Here is a 17,745-nt window from a genome sequence, read left to right as displayed (position 1 = left end):
ATAGAAAACCAAACCGAAGCTATCGCCAGGTAGCTTGGTTTACGTAAAAATACCGAGGGTTGAACATGTCTAGTAGATTTAAGAAGAAGTATCTGGTTATTGCCATGTCTTGTGCACTCACTATACCAGTGGTGGCACAGGAGCCGGTCACGGAAGATCAGAGCGCTAATGAGTCTACGGAAGTGATTGAAGTTCGAGGCATTCGCCAGAGCATTGAAACGGCACAAAGCCTTAAACGGTATGCCGATACCGTTAAAGATGCGATTACCGCCACAGATATCGGCGCCCTGCCGGACCGCTCAGTCACAGAAGCGCTGCAACGCGTCCCAGGTGTGACCATTGAGCGCTTCGCCGCATCTGATGATCCTAAGCATTATGCCGATGAAGGTACCAGCGTACTGGTGCGCGGCCTGGACCGGGTGCGCAGTGAAATCAATGGCCGTGACAGCTTCAGTGCCAACCCTTACGGTGGACTCAGTTATGAGGATTTTCCAGCGGAACTGTTAGGCGCTGTCGAAGTGGTAAAAAACCAAACAGCTGATCTTATTTCTGGTGGCATATCGGGTACTGTTAACCTGGTTACCCGCAAACCCTTTGATTCTGACAATCGCCTGCTGGCAATCAGTGCCCAGGCCAATTACGGTGACTATCGCGAAGAAACCACCCCATCATTTAGCGCGCTGTTCTCGGATAACTGGGACACCGATTCAGGCAAGTTCGGCTTGTTGGTAGCGGCGTCAGATTCAGAATACAGAACCCGCGGCGACGGTTTTGGCCTTGGCAACTATCATAGCCGGGGCCCGGTTGACACCTTTTCCTATGACGAATGGGGCACGCCCAGCCCTGGCGTGGTAGCAGGTATGTATTCCAACCCTTGTATTCCCGGTGCGTCCGACTGGCGCGCCTGCGGTGACGGGTTTGAAGATACGGTACAATACACCGACGCAGACCAGGCTGAATATGTTCCCGAATTTGAGGGACAGGCTCTGGAAGGCCAACCCGATGGCGTGACCTGGTATGCACCGGCCAGTTACACTATGGCGTCCGCCGAAAACGATCGTAAGCGTCAGGGCTTTACCGCCTCGTTGCAATGGCAAAGTACCGACGAAAGAATTACCGCCACTTTAGAGCACATCAATTCCAAAGCCTCGTTGGAATGGCGTGAGTATGTAATCGCATCTGGCGACCGTGGCTTCCTGCCTTATGCGCCCAATGCCATTCAATGGTTTGATGGCAGTGACGAAGGCCATCCATTAACAGTGGATGAAAACGGTTATCTGACCTCAGGTGTTGGCCGTTCCAATGAACCTGAGCTGCCGCTGCAGTTCCGCTCCCGCTATAACTTTAATGAAAGCACGGTCAAAGACACCTCATTCAATATAAAGTTTAAAGCCACGGACCGCTTGACTGTCACAGCAGATTATCAACATGTGGACTCCGAGCAGATTGTTCACAACAACTCGGTAACCTCGCGGATTAATGGTAACCAGACTCAGGAGCATGCTCCGTTCTTCCTGGATTTGCGCGGTTCCAGCCCCACCATCGAATTTTTGAACCCCAATACATCAACGCCACCCGATGTTGAAGCGGATACCAACCCAATCTTGCGTATTGCCAGTGGTATGCAACAGGAAGAGCATAACGAAGCAAATGCTGATACCTATCAACTGGATTTCAAATACGAATTGGACGGCGCGTTCACCTCAGTGATGGGCGGTGTTTACTATTCAGAGAAAGAGCTGACGGTCCGCAATACCGATTATGAAGGCTGGCAGGCATTGGGTACACCCTGGAATGCGCAGGCTTCTTATAACGCGTCACCCCAGGTGGTACCCGAACTGTATGACCGTATCAGCTTTGCCGATCACTACAACGGCAATACGCTGATTGGCGCAAACAACAGCTTCCTGTTCCCACGTATGGATTTGGCGCAGAATTATGAGCAAACCCTGCGAGACGGTTGCGGCACCTGGAGTGCACAAGGCAACGCAATGGACGGCAGCGGTGGTTGCGCCCTGCCCTATGAAGACTTAGCCGACCGTGTACACAGCCATTTTGCTCCCCGTCATATCAGTTCAAGTAAGACCGATCGCACAGAAGTTTATGCTCGCGCCAATTTTGACATTGAAGTGTCTGATATCCCGGTTAAAGGTAACTTCGGCCTGCGCTATGTCAATTATCAGTTGGAATCCACTGGTGGCATCAACTTACCCGCCACTTCCAGACGCGGTACCGATGAAACAGGCTCCCTTTATCAGGTGATGCTGAACCAGTATCCCAGCATCTTCGCGCTGGCATCGGGTGAGTCTTTTGCCAGTACCATTAAGGGCACCGATTACACCACCGTGCTGCCCAGCTTGAACTTAAGTTTTGGTCTGTCTGATGATGTGGTGTTGCGTTTCGGTGCATCCAAGGGCTTGTATTACCCAAGTCTGGTGGACGCGGCTAATAAAATGGTGGTCAGCCTGGACTACGAAGAGGTGTATCAGAACCCCAACGAGGCCAAGGACGAAACAACCAACCCTACGGTTGATCTGACCAATATCGAAATCAGTGCCAATGCCCGCAACGCCTTCCTTGAACCGGAAGAGTCGGTCAATCTGGATTTGACCGCTGAATGGTATTTTGCCCCGGCGGGTTCATTAACCTTCGGACTGTTCCACAAAAAACTGTCCAACATTATCCGCAACAGACAATTTTCTACGGAGATTGATGTAGACGGTACCAGCTATCCTGTATCGGCTTACGGCCCGGATAACACAGGCTCAGGTACAATCCGCGGTGCAGAGCTTTCCTACTCGCAGTTTTACGACATGTTGCCGGGGATCTGGAGTGGTTTAGGCCTGCAATTTAACTACACCTATATTGATCAGGACGGCCTGGAAGACCCCAACACCAACCCGACTCAAGCCATTCAATTCAATGGTGCAGGTGTGCCCATCAGTGACAATCGCAATACCTTCAGGCAGTTCACCGGCTTGCCGTTGCAGGGGTATTCGGACCAGAACCTGAATATTGTCGGTATGTACGAGAAGGACGATATTGCCTTCCGTCTTGCCTACACATGGCGTTCTGAATACTTGCTGACCTTGCGCGAGTCTGAAGAGTTTGTACCGGCTTACTCCAAGGCACAAGGTATGATGGATGCGAGCCTGTTCTATACCATTAATGAAAACGTCAAAGTGGGTTTGCAGGTCAGTAATGTGCTGGGTACCGATACGGAAACACAGTACCAGCAGAATCAGGCCGGTAAGCTAACCGATGCCTTCACCTTTACCACAGACCGCCGCTATGCATTGACTGTGCGCGCCACCTTCTGATAACAGGTCCTGGCCCATATAAACTGCGCAGTAGCAATACTGCGCAGTTTGTTTCATTCTAAGGCCTGTAATTGCAAAGGCGAGTATCACTATGGTTGAATTATGCAAAACGCCTTAAGATCCATCTGTATTGTCGGTGGCGGCACCGCTGGCTGGATGGCTGCGACCTTGCTTTCCAATGTGTTACGGGGCAGCGGCATAAAATTAACCTTGGTGGAGTCCGCCGATATCGCCAGTATCGGGGTGGGCGAGTCCACCGTGCCGTCCATCATGGATTTTATCCAAGCCAGTCAGATTAATCTGAAGGACCTGATTCAGGCCACATCCGCCAGTTTTAAACTGGGTATTCGCTTTGCAGACTGGTCCGTTCCTGGCGAGGAATTTTTCCACCCATTTGGTCGCACCGGTAAAGATATTAATGGCTTTGATTTTTATCAGGCCTGGTTGAAATCATTAGCAGATGGCCAGGATTCAAACTGGCTGGATTATTCCCCGGCAGCCACTATGGCCGAGCAGCAGCGTTTTATGCTGCGTCCCCAGCATCCCAATAACTGGGTACAAGCCAGCTATGCTCACGCCCTGCATCTGGATGCCATTCAGCTTGCCCGTTTTTTGCGCCAGCTTTGCCTGACACGCGGCGTTAATCGAATCGAAGCCACCGTCAAAGAGGTGATAGTTGACCAAAGGTCCTTTATTCAAAGCCTGACCCTGGATGACGGCAGCAATCTTAGCAGCGATTTTTTTATCGACTGCACGGGGTTTAAGGGACTGCTTATCGAGCAGGCCCTGCAGGTGGGCTATCAGGACTGGTCCCACTACCTGCCTTGCAATCGCGCCGTGACCATACAAACGGAAAATCAGGCGCCACCGGTACCTTATACTGTGGCAACGGCCCGTCAGGCTGGCTGGAGCTGGGCCATTCCCCTGCAGCACAGAACCGGCAACGGCTATGTATATGCCAGCCAATTCTGCAGCGACGAGGAAGCCAAGGATACCTTGCTTAGCACGGTAACCGGAAAAGTCCTGAATCAGCCCAGCGTGATACCCTTTGTAACAGGTAAGCGCAATAAACTATGGCAGCAGAACTGTTTGGCCCTGGGGCTGGCCGGGGGATTTTTAGAGCCGCTGGAGTCCACTGCTATTCACCTGGTGTATAAAACCCTGGTGCACTTTATTCAGCACTTTCCCGATAGGGATTTCGACCAGGAAGTGCAAGACGGTTTCAATCTGAAAATTGACCAGGATTATCAGGAAATCCGCGATTTTATTATTCTGCATTACTGCACCTCCAAACGACAGGACAGTGCCTTATGGCGCTGGTGTAAGGATATGCCGGTGCCAGAGACCCTGGCCAGCAAGATAGCCTTGTTTAAGCAGCGCGGGCAAATACCGCATAGCAGCGGCCAGTTCTTTAGCAGCGACAGTTGGTACGCCATTTTAGAAGGTATGAAGATTCGCCCCAACAAATACCACCCCTTGCTGGATGCCTTTAACCGTCAGGATCTGGCCAGATTGCTTGATGAAAACCGGCAGCAGATCCGCGCAGAGGTGCAAAAAATGCCAAGCCACCATGACTACCTTCAGACCCATTGTCCGGCTCGCTGACAAACTTCAGGCAAAGGGTGAATCAGGCAGGAAGTAGAGATATGCATGAATACAAAGCCATTGCGGAATATTCTTCATTAAGCGCAGAACAGTTTTTTAATCAGCTTGCCCCTGCACAACAGCCGCTGATTATCCGCGGCTTTGCCCAAAAATGGCCGCTGGTAATCTCAGCACAACAAGGGCCGCAAAGCTTTGTTAACCACTTGCTTAAATTTTATCAGGGCAACAAGGCCAGAATGGTCGTAGCGCCGCCATCGGCCAATAAGCGTTTTTATTACAATGAGCAGATGACCGACGTTAATTACCTAAGTGGTGAAGAGCGCGTTGATCTGTTTTTAGGCCGACTACTAGAGTTGATGGACAGAGCAGTGTATCCGGCCATTTCCATGCAAAATGCCAGGCTCAGCGAGATCCTGCCGGGGCTGGCCGAGGAAAACCGCAGCGATTTTTTTCCTGCTCTCGAACCCCGGCTATGGGTAGGTAATCAAGGGATTGTCAGCACCCATTATGATGGCTCAGACAATCTGGCCTGCGTGGTTACCGGTCGGCGGCGCTTTATCCTGTTTCCACCCGAGCAGACCTGTCATTTATATCCAGGCCCTCTTAACTTTACCCCGGCTGGCGCCCCCACCAGTCTGGTGGATGTGAATAATCCCGATCTCGAGCGTTATCCATTGTTTCAACATGCCCGTGACGCAGCCTACAGTGCCGAGCTTGGGCCGGGCGATGCCATCTTTATCCCGATGTTATGGTGGCATCATGTGGAATCACTGGACAAGGTCAATGCCCTGATGAACTACTGGTGGAACGGTTCATCAGCACCGGATGCGGTGTCCCCCAGTGCTATCGACAGTTTAAACCTGGCTTTACTGGCCATGCGCGATCTCACCCCCAAACAGCGCAATGCCTGGCGCTGTATGTTTGACCACTACTTATTTAAACAGGGGGTGGATCCTTGCGCCTACATTCCAGCGCAGCAGCAACATATACTGGGTAAATTGTCGCCCGACTATATTCGGGCCATCAAAGATTACTTTATCCAAAAACTACAAAAATAAAGGGGCGCAGCGCTAGGATGACAAACAGCAAACCCAATAAAATCCTGATTGTCGGCGGGGGCACCGCTGGCTGGATGGCGGCCAATCTGCTGGTCAGCAAATGGCAGGATATTGAAATCAGTCTGGTGGAGTCCGAGGACATCGGCATTATAGGCGTGGGAGAAGGCAGCACCCCGCACTTAAAACTGTTCTTTGATGCTATTGGCGTCAGCGACGAGCAATGGATGCCGCGCTGCAATGCCACCTATAAAAATGGTATCAGCTTTGACAACTGGTCGAGCATTGCCGGCTTTGAATCTTACTTTCATCCCTTTGCCGCACAAACCGACGATGTCTTCACCTTGCCGCTGTTCTTTAAACATATCCGCGCCAGAATGCAGGGCCTGAACGTGGATGCGCATCCGGATCGGTATTTTCTCGAAACCTATCTGACCCGGCAGCATTTGGGCCCGTTGCCCGCCGAGTCTTTTCCGTTTGGCGTGGCCTACGGTTACCATTTTGATTCTGCCCTGCTCGGCCAGTTTCTGGCCGAACAGGCACAGGCCAAAGGGGTGACCCGGCGGATTGGCCATGTCGAGGAGGTTGCCCTGGATCAGATTGGCAACCTCAGTTATGTGCAGCTTAACGATGGCCAGCAGTTAGCCGCTGACTTTTTTATTGATTGCTCGGGATTTCAGGCGCTACTGCTGCAAAAATCCCTGAATGTCGGTTTTCGCAGTTATAAAGACAGTTTATTTAATGACGCCGCAGTGGTGATGCCAAGCGCTGCCCCCCAGGTATTGCCGGTAGAAACCCGCTCCACTGCCCTGTCCAACGGCTGGGCCTGGAAAATCCCACTGACAAACCGTTTCGGCAACGGCTATGTGTACAGCACCGGCTATATCAATGCCGACCAGGCCGAGACGGAGTTGAGGCAGCACTTAGGCTTGCTGGACGCCGATGTCGAGGCCAGGCATTTAGCCATGCGGGTTGGCCGGGTTGATAAGCACTGGCATAAAAATTGTCTGGCGGTTGGCTTATCCCAGGGTTTTATCGAACCCCTTGAAGCCACGGCCATTGCCTTGTCATTTAATACTATCGCGCAGTTTATTCAGTGTTTTGAACAAGGTCAGTTTAGCCACCAATATCAGCAGGCCTTTAACCAAAATATTAACGGCCGCTTTGACGGTATTCGTGATTATATTGTCTGTCACTACAAGATGAACCGCCGCGCCGACACTGACTACTGGCGGGACAATGCCGCCAATCAACAGATCTCCGACAACTTAAAGCAGATCCTGACCCTTTGGCATCATAGCCCGGATTTTGCTGGCGATATGCTCAAGCATAATTTAATTGGCAGTTATCAGCCTAAATCCTGGGCTTGTATGCTGGCCGGCTACGGTATCTTCCCCAACCGGCCGTTACAACAGCCTGCAGACCTGAGAGCCTATCAGCAAGAAATGGCCACTCTCAGTGATTTTATCCGCCGCTGCGGCCTGAACTTTAAACCCCACGCTGAGTTACTGTGATTCACTGGAAAATATCGGCTGTTACCTGATACTTCTCGCAGTAACGCTAAGACGCAAAGAAAAGCGCACAGTGACAATACCTTAAACCACTCTGTGTCTCTGTGGTTTTCTTATGCTTTGCGCAGATCTATTTTCACCGCAGAGACGCAGAGAGCTCCGAGAAAAGCAATAGTCAATTTACTTGTTCGCCTTAAATTTATATTTTTCAATCAACACATTCTCTCTCGCTAGTGCATCACTATAAGCCCTGCTTAATTTTTCCTGAGAACTTATATCTGGCCGACATGTAGATGATCCGCCAAATTTTTCACCACCTACTTTTCTAACGAGGCTATATTCTTTCCAACTTAACACCTCGTCTTTGTTACAATCCCCCCAATAAAAATCTATCCTGGCGCACTCTTCTATTGGATGTGAATGACCTCCGTAGTAGGCCATCCATTCAATAAAGGAAATTTTGTCATCCCTGTTGGAATCCAAACCAACAAAGAAGTCTGTTCTATATTCCACTCCTGTTTTTTTGATCGAAGATAAAAATAGTAGCAACCCAACGGCTGCTACCAGAAAAACAGACATCCCAATAGTGTAAACCCTAGTCATTAAAATCAAATAAATTTAATGGTTAAGAAAATTTGTATCATGCACACCGATAAAAATAATACTGCAAGAAAAGTATTCCATAAATATCCTTATGTTCCTGATGATAGTTTTAACGGGATACCCAAATCCTCGACACCAATACTTAACACTAGTTAAAGTTCTTTGTATGTCTAGACATCCTATACAAAAATGACAGCACCCAAAAAATCTGACAAATTTTTAAATTAAAGATGATATTTTCACTACAGTAAAAGTAGTTTTCGTGACTTTCTTGTGGTTCGTGGTTAATAAACATTAAAACTACCAAACTCATCACCAAGAATCTCCACTTACCACAATACCTCTGGGATCTCTGCGTCTCTGCGGTGAATATCAGTTTTGCTGTGTTTCTTGGGGGTCGCTGTGGATTTTGAGAGTGGCTAGCAGGCCATATTGGGCCAATTGCCGATTAGCGGCTGAATATCCGCAGGCAGGTGCTGGCAAGGTACAGCATCAGGCAATGCCACCAAGCGCTGCAGCGGGCCACTTAAAAGCAGCGTGGTTTGACAATGCAATCCCTGCGAGCGGCTTACCACGCCAGCCAGCATGGTATCCGGCTGACCGGCCCCAAGCCAGGCCAGGCGGAGTTGGCGCTCCAGCTCAGTCAGCCGGCCTTGCGCCAACATGGCATCGCCTAAATCAATCGCAAACCAATCCATCTTCTCGTCAAACCAACAGACATTACCAACTGGCTTTTACCAGTTTGGGAAAACATTGTTCGAATCCTTCAATAAGCTTGTGCTGCGACTCATTTGGTTGACCTTCCACCTTCGCCACTTCATTCATCATAAACAAAACGGATTGAATCTGTTCGGTTGAAAACGCACTTTTACTGCGGTGCAGTACCTTGTCTGGATAGTTCAGTATCTCATCACCTCTGCCGTACAAATGCACAGAGGCACCTAACAATTCCACTGAGGCTCGCTCACAAAGATGGAACTCTGACTGAAACAACGACAGAATCCGCTGCTTCTGCTCCTTACTCATATCCCCATTTAGTTTGGCCACACCAACGATAAACAAAGCCGCGACATCCATCGGGTTGTCCAGGGTATAAGCTGCGGACAGCTCGTATTCCTGCCGGAATTTTCTGCGCCTATGCCAACTGAAAGGATTCAACCAACCAAGGTCAATGCCACCTTGTTGCAGACGATTAAGCAAGACTAATATAGTGACGACTACGCCAAGAATTGCCAGCACCAGATGCATATAAGTTCCCTCTATATTTTCCCTTATTCCACAATAGTAGCGCAGTCTTGCCAAACCCAAAACTATCACCAATAGCTTGCCAATCTCTCTGCCTGAGCCAATAAGCTAGTTTTTTTCAGCCTGGCAGTAACGGCGGATAAATTCCTGATGTGGGGGCAGTTTACCCACCACTTGCCCAATGGTCTGACGAATGCCCTGCAGATGCTGACGTAGCTGCGCTTCCGGCACGGCCGCCACCAATTGATTATAGCCCTGCGGCATCAGCCCCTGGCCCAGCATCACATGTACCCAGGACTCCAGCCTGAACAATTCATCACTGCTTTGAAAACATTGACCACATTCACGGAACAGCGCCATGCGCTGTGCCAGACTATCGGGAATGGCCATGGTCCGGCAGTAACGCCAGAACGCACTGTCATCACGACGGGTCAGGTGGTAATGCAAAATAATAAAGTCGCGGATTTTTTCCAGTTCAACAATGGACTGCCTGTTGTACTCATCTACCTGTGCGCTCTGCATGCCATTAAAGGGAAACAGTTTCAGCAGCCGCACCACCGCATTCATAAACAGATAGATACTGGTGGATTCAAGGGGTTCCACAAAACCACTGGATAAGCCCATGGCAATACAGTTTTTATTCCAGAACTGCTTACGCCGACCGGTTTGATAACGAATCAAGCGTGGCTCGGTGAGTGGCGCGGTCTCCAGATTGGTCATCAGCCGTTCACGGGCACTATCGTCATCCAGGTGAGCGCTGCTATAGACCAGACCATTACCCACCCTGTGCTGCAAGGGAATGCGCCACTGCCAGCCACTGTCATGGGCCATGGCACGCGTATAGGGTGGCAGCGTGTCGGCGGATTCAGTCTGCACTACCACCGCACTGTCGCAAGGCAGCCAATGCTGCCAGTTTTCATAACCGGTTTGCAGGGTCTGTTCAATCAGCAAGCCTCGAAAACCGCTACAATCGATAAACAGATCCCCTTCCACCCGCTGGCCGCTGGCCAGCACCAAGGCACGGATATGTTGGCTGTCGGGATCCTGCTCTACCCTGGCGATACGTCCTTCGATTCGCCTGGCCCCATGCTGCTCACTGAATTCACGTAAAAATTTGGCGTAGCGACCAGCATCAAGATGATAGGCATAGCTGATGCTGGAACTGTCGGAGCGGGCAAAACGCCCAGCCTCGGCAGCCTGCAATTCATAGCAATAGTCATCAATAGCGTAATCGATTCCGAGCGTCTTTCCATGCAGCCAGTAATGTTGAAAATCAGCCAGAAAGCTGCCCTTGCCAGTCGTGCCAAAGGGATGAATATAACGTTCCCCAATATCTCCCCAACCTTCAAAACTGATGCCTAACTTGAAGGTCGCATGGGTTGCACGCATAAAAGCCTGTTCATCAATACCCAGCAATTTATGAAACACCAGCATGGGCGGAATGGTTGCTTCCCCTACCCCCACGGTGCCGATCTCTTCCGACTCCACTAGCGTCACGTCTACCAGATTGGCCAACTGTTTGGACAAGGCAGCGGCCGTCACCCATCCGGCTGTTCCTCCTCCTGCAATTACCACTTTTTTTACCTGCTGCACGGCTGTTCCTATCTGTTGAGTTTATTAATAAGCCTGGCGCGCAATTGCCTGGAGCTTAGCTCCGTCATGGGCCCTAAGTCCCCCCAGGCTTGCTCCGGCAGATGGGCTCGTGGCAACTGACTATCGCCAAACACGTAATAGTCAAATACCTGCTTCCAGGCTGCTTTTTCATGGGCTGGTTTATCACGCAGACTCAGCATGGCATGCTGCAGCACATTCATGGCCGAGCCCATAAATTTTGCCGCATCGCTCCACCAGTAGTTGATCAGAATGTTGACACTGTCCAGCCCTTCCACCTGATGCCACCACATACTGGGAATATAGATAGCATCCCCCGGCTCCAGCTCGACACTGAGTCCGACTTTGATGGCTTCGGCAAAGCGTGGAAAGCGGCCAAGGTCCGGCTGATGAATATCCACCGAGGTGATGGCCTGCCCACCGGGAGTTGGTGTGAGCGGCCCCGGGTAGAGGTTGGCTATCTGATCCGGCGGAAACAAGGTAAAACGCCGCCGCCCCAACACCACACAGGCAATATTGTCTGAGGCATCATAGTGACAGCGGGCCACCGAGCGATTGCCTATCCAGAGACTGGGCACCGGCGGTTCACAGGCTTGCGGCGATGGCCTGACGGGTATGTCTAAATGGTTGTCAGCGCTCAGGCCCGGAAAGTTGTAATCAATAACATTGGAAGCAATATAGTAGCTTGGTGGGTTGGCGGTTTGCCGACAGGCCAGCAGCCTGTCCAGTACCTCATCCAGCGCCAAGCGGCTGGTTTCATAATTAAGCCGGGTAAAATCGTCGTTATAGCCGTAACGACCGTCAAGCCCCGGCTCGCCCTGATAAACAAAGGCGGGATTGCCGTTATAAAACGACTTAAGATAAGCCACGGCTTCTTCACTGGACAGCCTGCCTAGCATTACCAATTTCCAGTGACTGACTAATCCCTTAAACACCACGGGCTGGCTAAAGCCACTTAAATCTGCAGGTAACTGACCAGGAGGCAGGTTGTTAATAACCGGCGCAGGCGCATAGTCGACGTGCATCAGGCCCCCTTGCCGGTCTGGCCCAGGCGCTGATTTTTCTTGTCTATCAATTGCCGAATATTGCTGAGGGACGCCATGGCCGCATAGCAGAGTGGCAAAGCGCCAGCCTGGTGTAAGCCATGTAACTTTTGCACATCCAACTGTGCCAGGCGCTGTTCGCTGATGGTGGCATAGCCGGTCAGGCGCAGTTTTTCGCCGCTGTGCAGTTCAATATCAATATTGATGGGCTCAAATAAATCCAGTTCCTCGATTAAGGCATAAAGTCGCGGCGCTATGGCCATGCCCTGATGGAGCTGGGTTAAACATGCAGACACAAACTCCAGATAAGGGCTGTTGCCACCGTATTCCAGAAACAGCGCCTTGCCTTGCGGCTGGTTAACCTTAGGGTGGTCCATATCGATATGGATAACCGCCACCTCCTGATGCTGCCCTTCTTCCTGGCGATGCTGCATACCAATCAAAAATGGTCCCCGCTCTAACATCGCCGGTATCTGTCTGGCCGCCCAGCCTGAAGGCAGTTGCGGCTCCAGAAACAGGTTCTCGCCGGCTTCAAATCCTAACAATGCCAGAGCCTGATAAGGACCATTGGGCTGCTGACGACGAAACAGCAGCGGGTATTCCTTTTGCAGTTCGGTAAATTCATTGGGCATCACCGGCACACTGGCCAGATTGTCACCATACTCCGCGGCAAACCGGTGCAACACCCGGGTCTGTTGATGACTGATATTGTTAAGCAAAACATGTTGCGGCATAAATAATACTATCCCCTGAACAACTTAACCTGTGTATCCCCACTATGCCTGTATTGGCGAACAAATGTACAGCACCGCAAACAGACAAGAGCCGCTGTTACCAGCGGCTCTTACATTTCAGGTCATAACAGGACACCTGCTTTTAGAATGCGTAACGGGCACCAATCTGATAGCGCGCTCCTAAATCGGTCAGATACCAAAGCTGCGCTTCATTACGGGCGTGCTGCCGGTCATTCTCACCAGTGATATTCAAGCCTTCCACAAACACGGTCAGGTCTTCACTGATGTCATAACTAACATTTACATCTATCTGCCAATAAGCTTCGACGAATCTTGGGTTGCGATCCGCGCCCTTATTCACCTCAGCCAGGTATTTATCCCGCCAGTTCCAGGCAATCCTGGCCTGCCAGCCCTCTTTCTCATACATGGCAATCAGGTTGGCCGTGTCACTTAGGCCCAGCAGTGCAAACTGGTCCTGATCCGGATCGGCTTCACTGTCAAACCCTACATCACCCCGTACTATGGTGTAGTTGGCTTGCACACCAAAACCGCTATCTCCGAAGAAATGCTGAATCGCCAGCTCGGCACCATACAGTTTGGCTTCGCGGCTGTTATCCGGGATACTGGTACGGAAGGTGGTTTCAGGGTCCGACTCGTTGGCCAGCAGATCATAGTCACGTTCAATATCTATGATGTCCTGTGGCGACAGATTATTGTAATCACCTGCACCACCAGGGAAGTCTGTTGGATTATTCAGAATGACCATCATGGTAAACAGCGAGGTGTTGTCGACCAGTACCCCCAGATCATTGAGTGCATCCATGGCCGCCTGGGCTCTTGGCCCCCCGGTCACATCACGAATCCCTAAAATCTTCTGATCTACTTGCCGGCGACCGATAAAGTTGATGACGTTTTTCTGAAATAGACCAATAGAGGCATAACTGTCCGGGCTGTAGTACCACTCAAGCGACAGATCATAGTTGGACGACTCCAGTGGTAGCAGACCAGGGTTGGAACCATCGGCCGTAGGTTGCGCGCCAAGCAAGGTGGAACCGCCCCCGCCGCCAAAATTACCGTACGACACGCCCAGGTCACCCAAGCCCGCCCGGCCAATGGTTTTGCCGAAAGAGAACCGGCCTTTAAGATCCTCAGTAATATCCAGGCTGAAATCCAGGCTGGGGAGCAGGTAATCGTAGTCACTGTCCAGTGAGGTAGGCTCCGCGCCTGTGCCTGGATGCGGGTTCACATCATCATTACTGTCCCAGGAGAAATACACCGGGTTTACTAACGAGGTGGACGTTACATCGGTTTTTTCGTAGCGCAAGCCAGTGAGTACGTCAAATGGCATACCGCCCAGCTCGCCGCCTAATGCTACCTGGAAATACACCGCCTGGGTTTCTTCTTTCACCGTATTGTCAAAGGATAAGGCCGTCTCTGAGGCGGTGGGCAGAGCAGGATTGGCATTAGGGTATAGCTCCAGCGCCGCATCATACAATGCTCTGGCATCGGCAATAAAACCGTAGCCTCCCGGCATAGTATCGTAATCGTCAAACTCTCCGGGCAGGTCAAAAGGCTGGATCAGGCCATAAGCATCGAATTCACCGGGGAAGGCAATACCCCATCCGCCCAAGTTATCTATATTGCGGCCAGCAGTTTGCATGGAGCGGGATTCCATAGTGCGCAGCTCCACACCAAAATCAAAGCGCCCGTCTTCCAGCACATATTGACCATCCAGTTTCACCTGTGAAATTTCGGTCTTCTGGCTGGCGTTACGTAAACGCGCCACAGACGAGCCCACATCACCGGCATCCACCTGCCCATTGTTATTGGCGCCGCGAATACTGTCGTCATAAACGTTCTTATAGGTTGGCAGATCCATACCCCAGAACCATTCGCGGGATACCACGGTGGGCGCGCCCAGGCCCACGGCCAGCTCCCCCGTATTGCGAGGGCCGGTGCCACGGCTGTACATTTCAGAGTCGTGCGCATCCAGAGTTAGCGAGAAATAGTCACTCACATTGTATTGCAGGTTGAGACCCAGTGATTTAAGCGTATTGGTCTGTTCGCGCCACTGCTGTTCATAACCTTCGTCCACCCCACCATCATACTCTTGCATAATATACACAGGAGTTTTCACGGCGCTGTCGTCAAATTCCACAATACGGGTATTTCCACCGCCCTGCACCCAGTTGGTGATCTCACCGCGCTGCTCTTTGAGTTCATTTTCGGCAAAGGTATAGTCCACTGCTGCGGTCAGGGCATCATTGGGACGAAACTGTAAGGTAAGTTGCGCGTTATCCCGCACCCGTTGGGTATTGGAGAAGGCATAACGAATATCATTTGGGCGGGCAAATAATTGGCCATCCTGCGGCGCATTACGGTAGTCCACGCCAGGGTTGCCATACAAATCACCACCTGGATTACTGTCATCCCAGTAGCCGATATTCCAGGCATTGACCGTCGCGCCGGTATAGCCAGAATCTCGCTCTTGATGGCTGAAAGACAAGCCCACCCCAAAAGTGGATTCGTCATTGGCATAGCTCATAATACCGGACAGTTCCGGGGTCAAATCATCCCCGGTGCGGTTGGTGGTGTCATGTACAGCTTTAACACCGGCACTGGCCACAAAGCCCTCACTGTCCAATGGTTTGGCGGTGATGATATTCAAGGTCGCACCCAGACCACCAGTGGTGATATCGGCCTTACTGGTCTTAAACACTTCTACTGATTTAATCGACTCAGAGGCCAGATTAGCAAAATCGAAGGCGCGGGTACTGCCCCCACGGGTGGTGCCATCGGCACCGGAGCCTGCCCCATAGGTGGTGGCAGCAGGCATGGTACGGCCGTTAAGCGTCACCATGTTATTGTCACCACCAAAACCCCGCACAGTGACTTCAGACCCTTCGCCATTAGTACGGCTAATCGATACGCCACTGATACGCTGCAGGGACTCTGCCAGATTGGTATCTGGGAATTTGCCGATATCTTCGGCCGAAATGGCATCCACCACTCCCATGGAATGGCGTTTAATGCTGGTTGCTTGCTGCAGACTGGAGCGCATACCACTGACCTGAATAACTTCCACAGAGCCATCATCCTGCGCCGCCGTCTCCTGCGCCAGTAACGGCATGGACAGGGATGTGCCCAGCAGTAACGAAATACTGCTGGCCAGGGTGGTTCGGTTAAACACTGTTACTTTGTTCATGTTGTTGTTCCCACTTTGCCTTTATTGAGTGAACCAACGCCTTCTATGCGCACAGGTTAATACCTGCCACACCCCTTCAGCTTGTGTATGCGTCGGTCTGTTCCCGCTGGCCGGAGCACCAGCTAGTACCCGGCCGAATTGTTATTTCTGTCTGCGATTGTAGTGGCGAGCCGGGTGTTTTGATTTTGCAAAAAAACGTTACTCGCTATCTTTTTTTAACAATTCAGCAACACAAACCTTAGATGAAAACGTTTTCAGTTACAAGATTTTAAAAACCAGGATGTTAAAAAACACAATGAGCTTGCGACAAAGCTGAAAGAACAACAGCATTTAGCAAATATTTTTCAATAGGTTATGCCGTTATTTCACCAGAAAACCGCCCACCAGCAGTTTGTTACTAAAATGAAAATAAGCCGTGTAGCACGAATAACAGATATTGAACAGAAAGAAAAATATGCAAACGTTTTCAAGCACTTTCAGGTAGCACCACACTACCTGATGTAAGGACTGGCAGGTGGCCCCAAATAGCTGGGTTGCAGACCACCGGTATCCACTATCAGCTTTTGCAATACCACCCCTGGATCGCGCAGATATAGACGCAGTTTGTGCTGACCCGCTTGGGTCATATGGATACGGGTGGTGACTTTGCGCAGCCCGTCCAGCACAGATTGCTGCCAGGCTTGCTGACTGCTATCAGACAGGATATCCAGGGTTTGCGGCACCTGGTCGTCCAGCCCCACCGCCAGCCGCAGGCCGCGGCCAGGCACAAACCCCAGGCTGGGTGCCAGCCACAGATGCAAATCAAACTGTCCCTGACTGAATAAGTACAAGGGAAATTCCAGGTAGGGGGCAGGTTCGTCCCTCTGCCAGACATAATCGGCGTGAGCAAATGCAGACACCGACTGCCCTGCATAACCATGACCAGGGATGGGTGCCCACCAGGCGCGAGCATGATTGCCGTAAATTGTGGCATCGGATGCTTGTAAGGCAATATAGCCATCGGCCTCCACAAAGTTACCTTTTACTGCCTGCGGGGTTTTACTGGCCTTTACCAGAATACGTGCGCCCCCCCACCCTGTTCCTTGCACGTGCACCCAGCCCTGATGCGTTCCCTCGCTCAAACCTTGCCAGTCAATACTGACCCAAATGCGCTGCTGTTGATTAACATCGCCCGTTGTCTGACTTAATGTTATCCAGGGCGCCGAGGTCGCCGCGTTAAAGGTAAAAGGTTTAAGTTGTTTATTGAATATTTCAATATAGCGCTGCTGCTGACCGTACAGGGTGAAATCCAGCAATACCAAATCCTGCCCCAAGGGTTCATTGAGTGGCCAGGACAATTCACTGCCCTGCACCGCCACGCCCATATCGGCCACCGGCTCTGCGGCCGGTGCATACGTGGACACCACCGGCATCAGGTTAGCCGGTGGATTACGCCAGTAGGTATAACCTATATGCGGCTGCGACATCATATGCTTCCAGCGCCCATCAGCCAGTTGGTGATATTGCCCGGACAGTTGCTGATCGCGGTTAAACCAATAACGTACCTGGTTGGCATAGTCATTGGTGGTCACACGCCCCTGCTTGCCGTGCAGGCGGTTAAGGGCCAGGTTATGGTTAAGTTCAAACACCGCCTGAGTGGCCAACAGCGGATAGGCCACCAGTTGAAAATAGCTGTCTCGGTAAACTGGCGGCAGTGCCTTTTCCACCTGCTGGTTTAACTCTGCTAAGGCCTTAAGTTCAGCCGACACCCGCCCGGCTTCGTTGTAATGCAAAATACTGTAGGTATCAGCCTCAACCGCCTCTGGTTTACGCC

11 protein-coding genes and 1 pseudogene are annotated in these 17,745 nt (G+C 51.2%); 4 read left to right on the top strand and 8 right to left on the bottom strand.

Features of this window, described 5'->3' with window-relative positions; all coding sequences use genetic code 11:
- Positions 1-65 precede the first annotated feature (65 nt).
- The 4 genes from CSR04_RS18215 to CSR04_RS18200 all read left to right on the top strand — a co-directional run bounded on the left by CSR04_RS18215 (position 66) and on the right by CSR04_RS18200 (position 7,494).
- Entirely contained in the window at positions 66-3,320 is a 3,255-nt protein-coding gene (locus CSR04_RS18215) for a TonB-dependent receptor (protein WP_102797759.1), read from the top strand.
- Between the two features lie 102 nt (positions 3,321-3,422).
- On the top strand, positions 3,423-4,925 hold the full coding sequence (locus tag CSR04_RS18210; RefSeq protein ID WP_102797758.1) for a tryptophan halogenase family protein: 1,503 nt from the start codon (positions 3,423-3,425) through the stop codon (positions 4,923-4,925).
- Positions 4,926-4,966: 41 nt separating this feature from the next.
- Entirely contained in the window at positions 4,967-5,983 is a 1,017-nt protein-coding gene (locus CSR04_RS18205; RefSeq protein WP_102797757.1) for a cupin-like domain-containing protein, read from the top strand.
- Between the two features lie 17 nt (positions 5,984-6,000).
- A complete protein-coding gene (locus tag CSR04_RS18200; protein ID WP_102797756.1) occupies positions 6,001-7,494 on the top strand; it encodes a tryptophan halogenase family protein in 1,494 nt (497 codons plus the stop codon).
- 177 nt (positions 7,495-7,671) lie between these two features.
- On the opposite strand, the gene CSR04_RS18195 is transcribed toward CSR04_RS18200, so the two are convergent.
- The 8 genes and pseudogenes from CSR04_RS18195 to CSR04_RS25000 all read right to left on the bottom strand — a co-directional run.
- Positions 7,672-8,070, bottom strand: a complete 399-nt coding sequence (locus tag CSR04_RS18195) for a hypothetical protein (RefSeq protein ID WP_102797755.1) — start codon at positions 8,068-8,070, stop codon at positions 7,672-7,674.
- A 443-nt stretch (positions 8,071-8,513) separates the two neighbouring features.
- The gene (locus CSR04_RS18190) at positions 8,514-8,792 is read right to left on the bottom strand and encodes a hypothetical protein (RefSeq protein WP_102797754.1); all 279 of its coding nucleotides are present in this window, start codon (positions 8,790-8,792) and stop codon (positions 8,514-8,516) included.
- Between the two features lie 22 nt (positions 8,793-8,814).
- A complete protein-coding gene (locus CSR04_RS18185; RefSeq protein ID WP_102797753.1) occupies positions 8,815-9,342 on the bottom strand; it encodes a TerB family tellurite resistance protein in 528 nt (175 codons plus the stop codon).
- 105 nt (positions 9,343-9,447) lie between these two features.
- Positions 9,448-10,932, bottom strand: a complete 1,485-nt coding sequence (locus CSR04_RS18180) for a tryptophan halogenase family protein (RefSeq protein WP_102797752.1) — start codon at positions 10,930-10,932, stop codon at positions 9,448-9,450.
- 8 nt (positions 10,933-10,940) lie between these two features.
- Positions 10,941-11,975 carry a cupin-like domain-containing protein gene (locus tag CSR04_RS18175; protein ID WP_102797751.1) on the bottom strand — a complete coding sequence of 345 codons (1,035 nt, stop codon included), beginning with the start codon at positions 11,973-11,975 and terminating at the stop codon, positions 10,941-10,943.
- On the bottom strand, positions 11,975-12,727 hold the full coding sequence (locus tag CSR04_RS18170) for a SapC family protein (RefSeq protein WP_102797750.1): 753 nt from the start codon (positions 12,725-12,727) through the stop codon (positions 11,975-11,977). Before CSR04_RS18170 ends, CSR04_RS18175 begins: the two co-directional genes overlap by 1 nt.
- 142 nt (positions 12,728-12,869) lie before the next feature.
- Positions 12,870-15,932 (bottom strand): TonB-dependent receptor, encoded by a 3,063-nt coding sequence (locus tag CSR04_RS18165; protein WP_102797749.1) that lies wholly within the window; start codon positions 15,930-15,932, stop codon positions 12,870-12,872.
- Between the two features lie 491 nt (positions 15,933-16,423).
- Positions 16,424-17,745, bottom strand: a pseudogene (locus CSR04_RS25000) (glycosyl hydrolase 115 family protein); the annotation flags it as partial.

The sequence above is a fragment of the Bowmanella denitrificans genome (assembly GCF_002887595.1).
Lineage (GTDB): Bacteria > Pseudomonadota > Gammaproteobacteria > Enterobacterales > Alteromonadaceae > Bowmanella > Bowmanella denitrificans.
This window is presented reverse-complemented; position numbering and strand designations above follow the sequence as displayed.

Bases quoted from the DNA above. Each gene is read 5' to 3' on its own strand.
- CSR04_RS18170 (WP_102797750.1), bottom strand. From the start codon at position 12,727: ATGCCGCAACATGTTTTGCTTAACAATATCAGTCATCAACAGACCCGG.
- CSR04_RS18195 (WP_102797755.1), bottom strand. From the start codon at position 8,070: ATGTCTGTTTTTCTGGTAGCAGCCGTTGGGTTGCTACTATTTTTATCT.
- CSR04_RS18165 (WP_102797749.1), bottom strand. From the start codon at position 15,932: ATGAACAAAGTAACAGTGTTTAACCGAACCACCCTGGCCAGCAGTATT.
- CSR04_RS18210 (WP_102797758.1), top strand. From the start codon at position 3,423: ATGCAAAACGCCTTAAGATCCATCTGTATTGTCGGTGGCGGCACCGCT.
- CSR04_RS18185 (WP_102797753.1), bottom strand. From the start codon at position 9,342: ATGCATCTGGTGCTGGCAATTCTTGGCGTAGTCGTCACTATATTAGTC.
- CSR04_RS18175 (WP_102797751.1), bottom strand. From the start codon at position 11,975: ATGCACGTCGACTATGCGCCTGCGCCGGTTATTAACAACCTGCCTCCT.
- CSR04_RS18205 (WP_102797757.1), top strand. From the start codon at position 4,967: ATGCATGAATACAAAGCCATTGCGGAATATTCTTCATTAAGCGCAGAA.
- CSR04_RS18200 (WP_102797756.1), top strand. From the start codon at position 6,001: ATGACAAACAGCAAACCCAATAAAATCCTGATTGTCGGCGGGGGCACC.
- CSR04_RS18190 (WP_102797754.1), bottom strand. From the start codon at position 8,792: ATGGATTGGTTTGCGATTGATTTAGGCGATGCCATGTTGGCGCAAGGC.
- CSR04_RS18215 (WP_102797759.1), top strand. From the start codon at position 66: ATGTCTAGTAGATTTAAGAAGAAGTATCTGGTTATTGCCATGTCTTGT.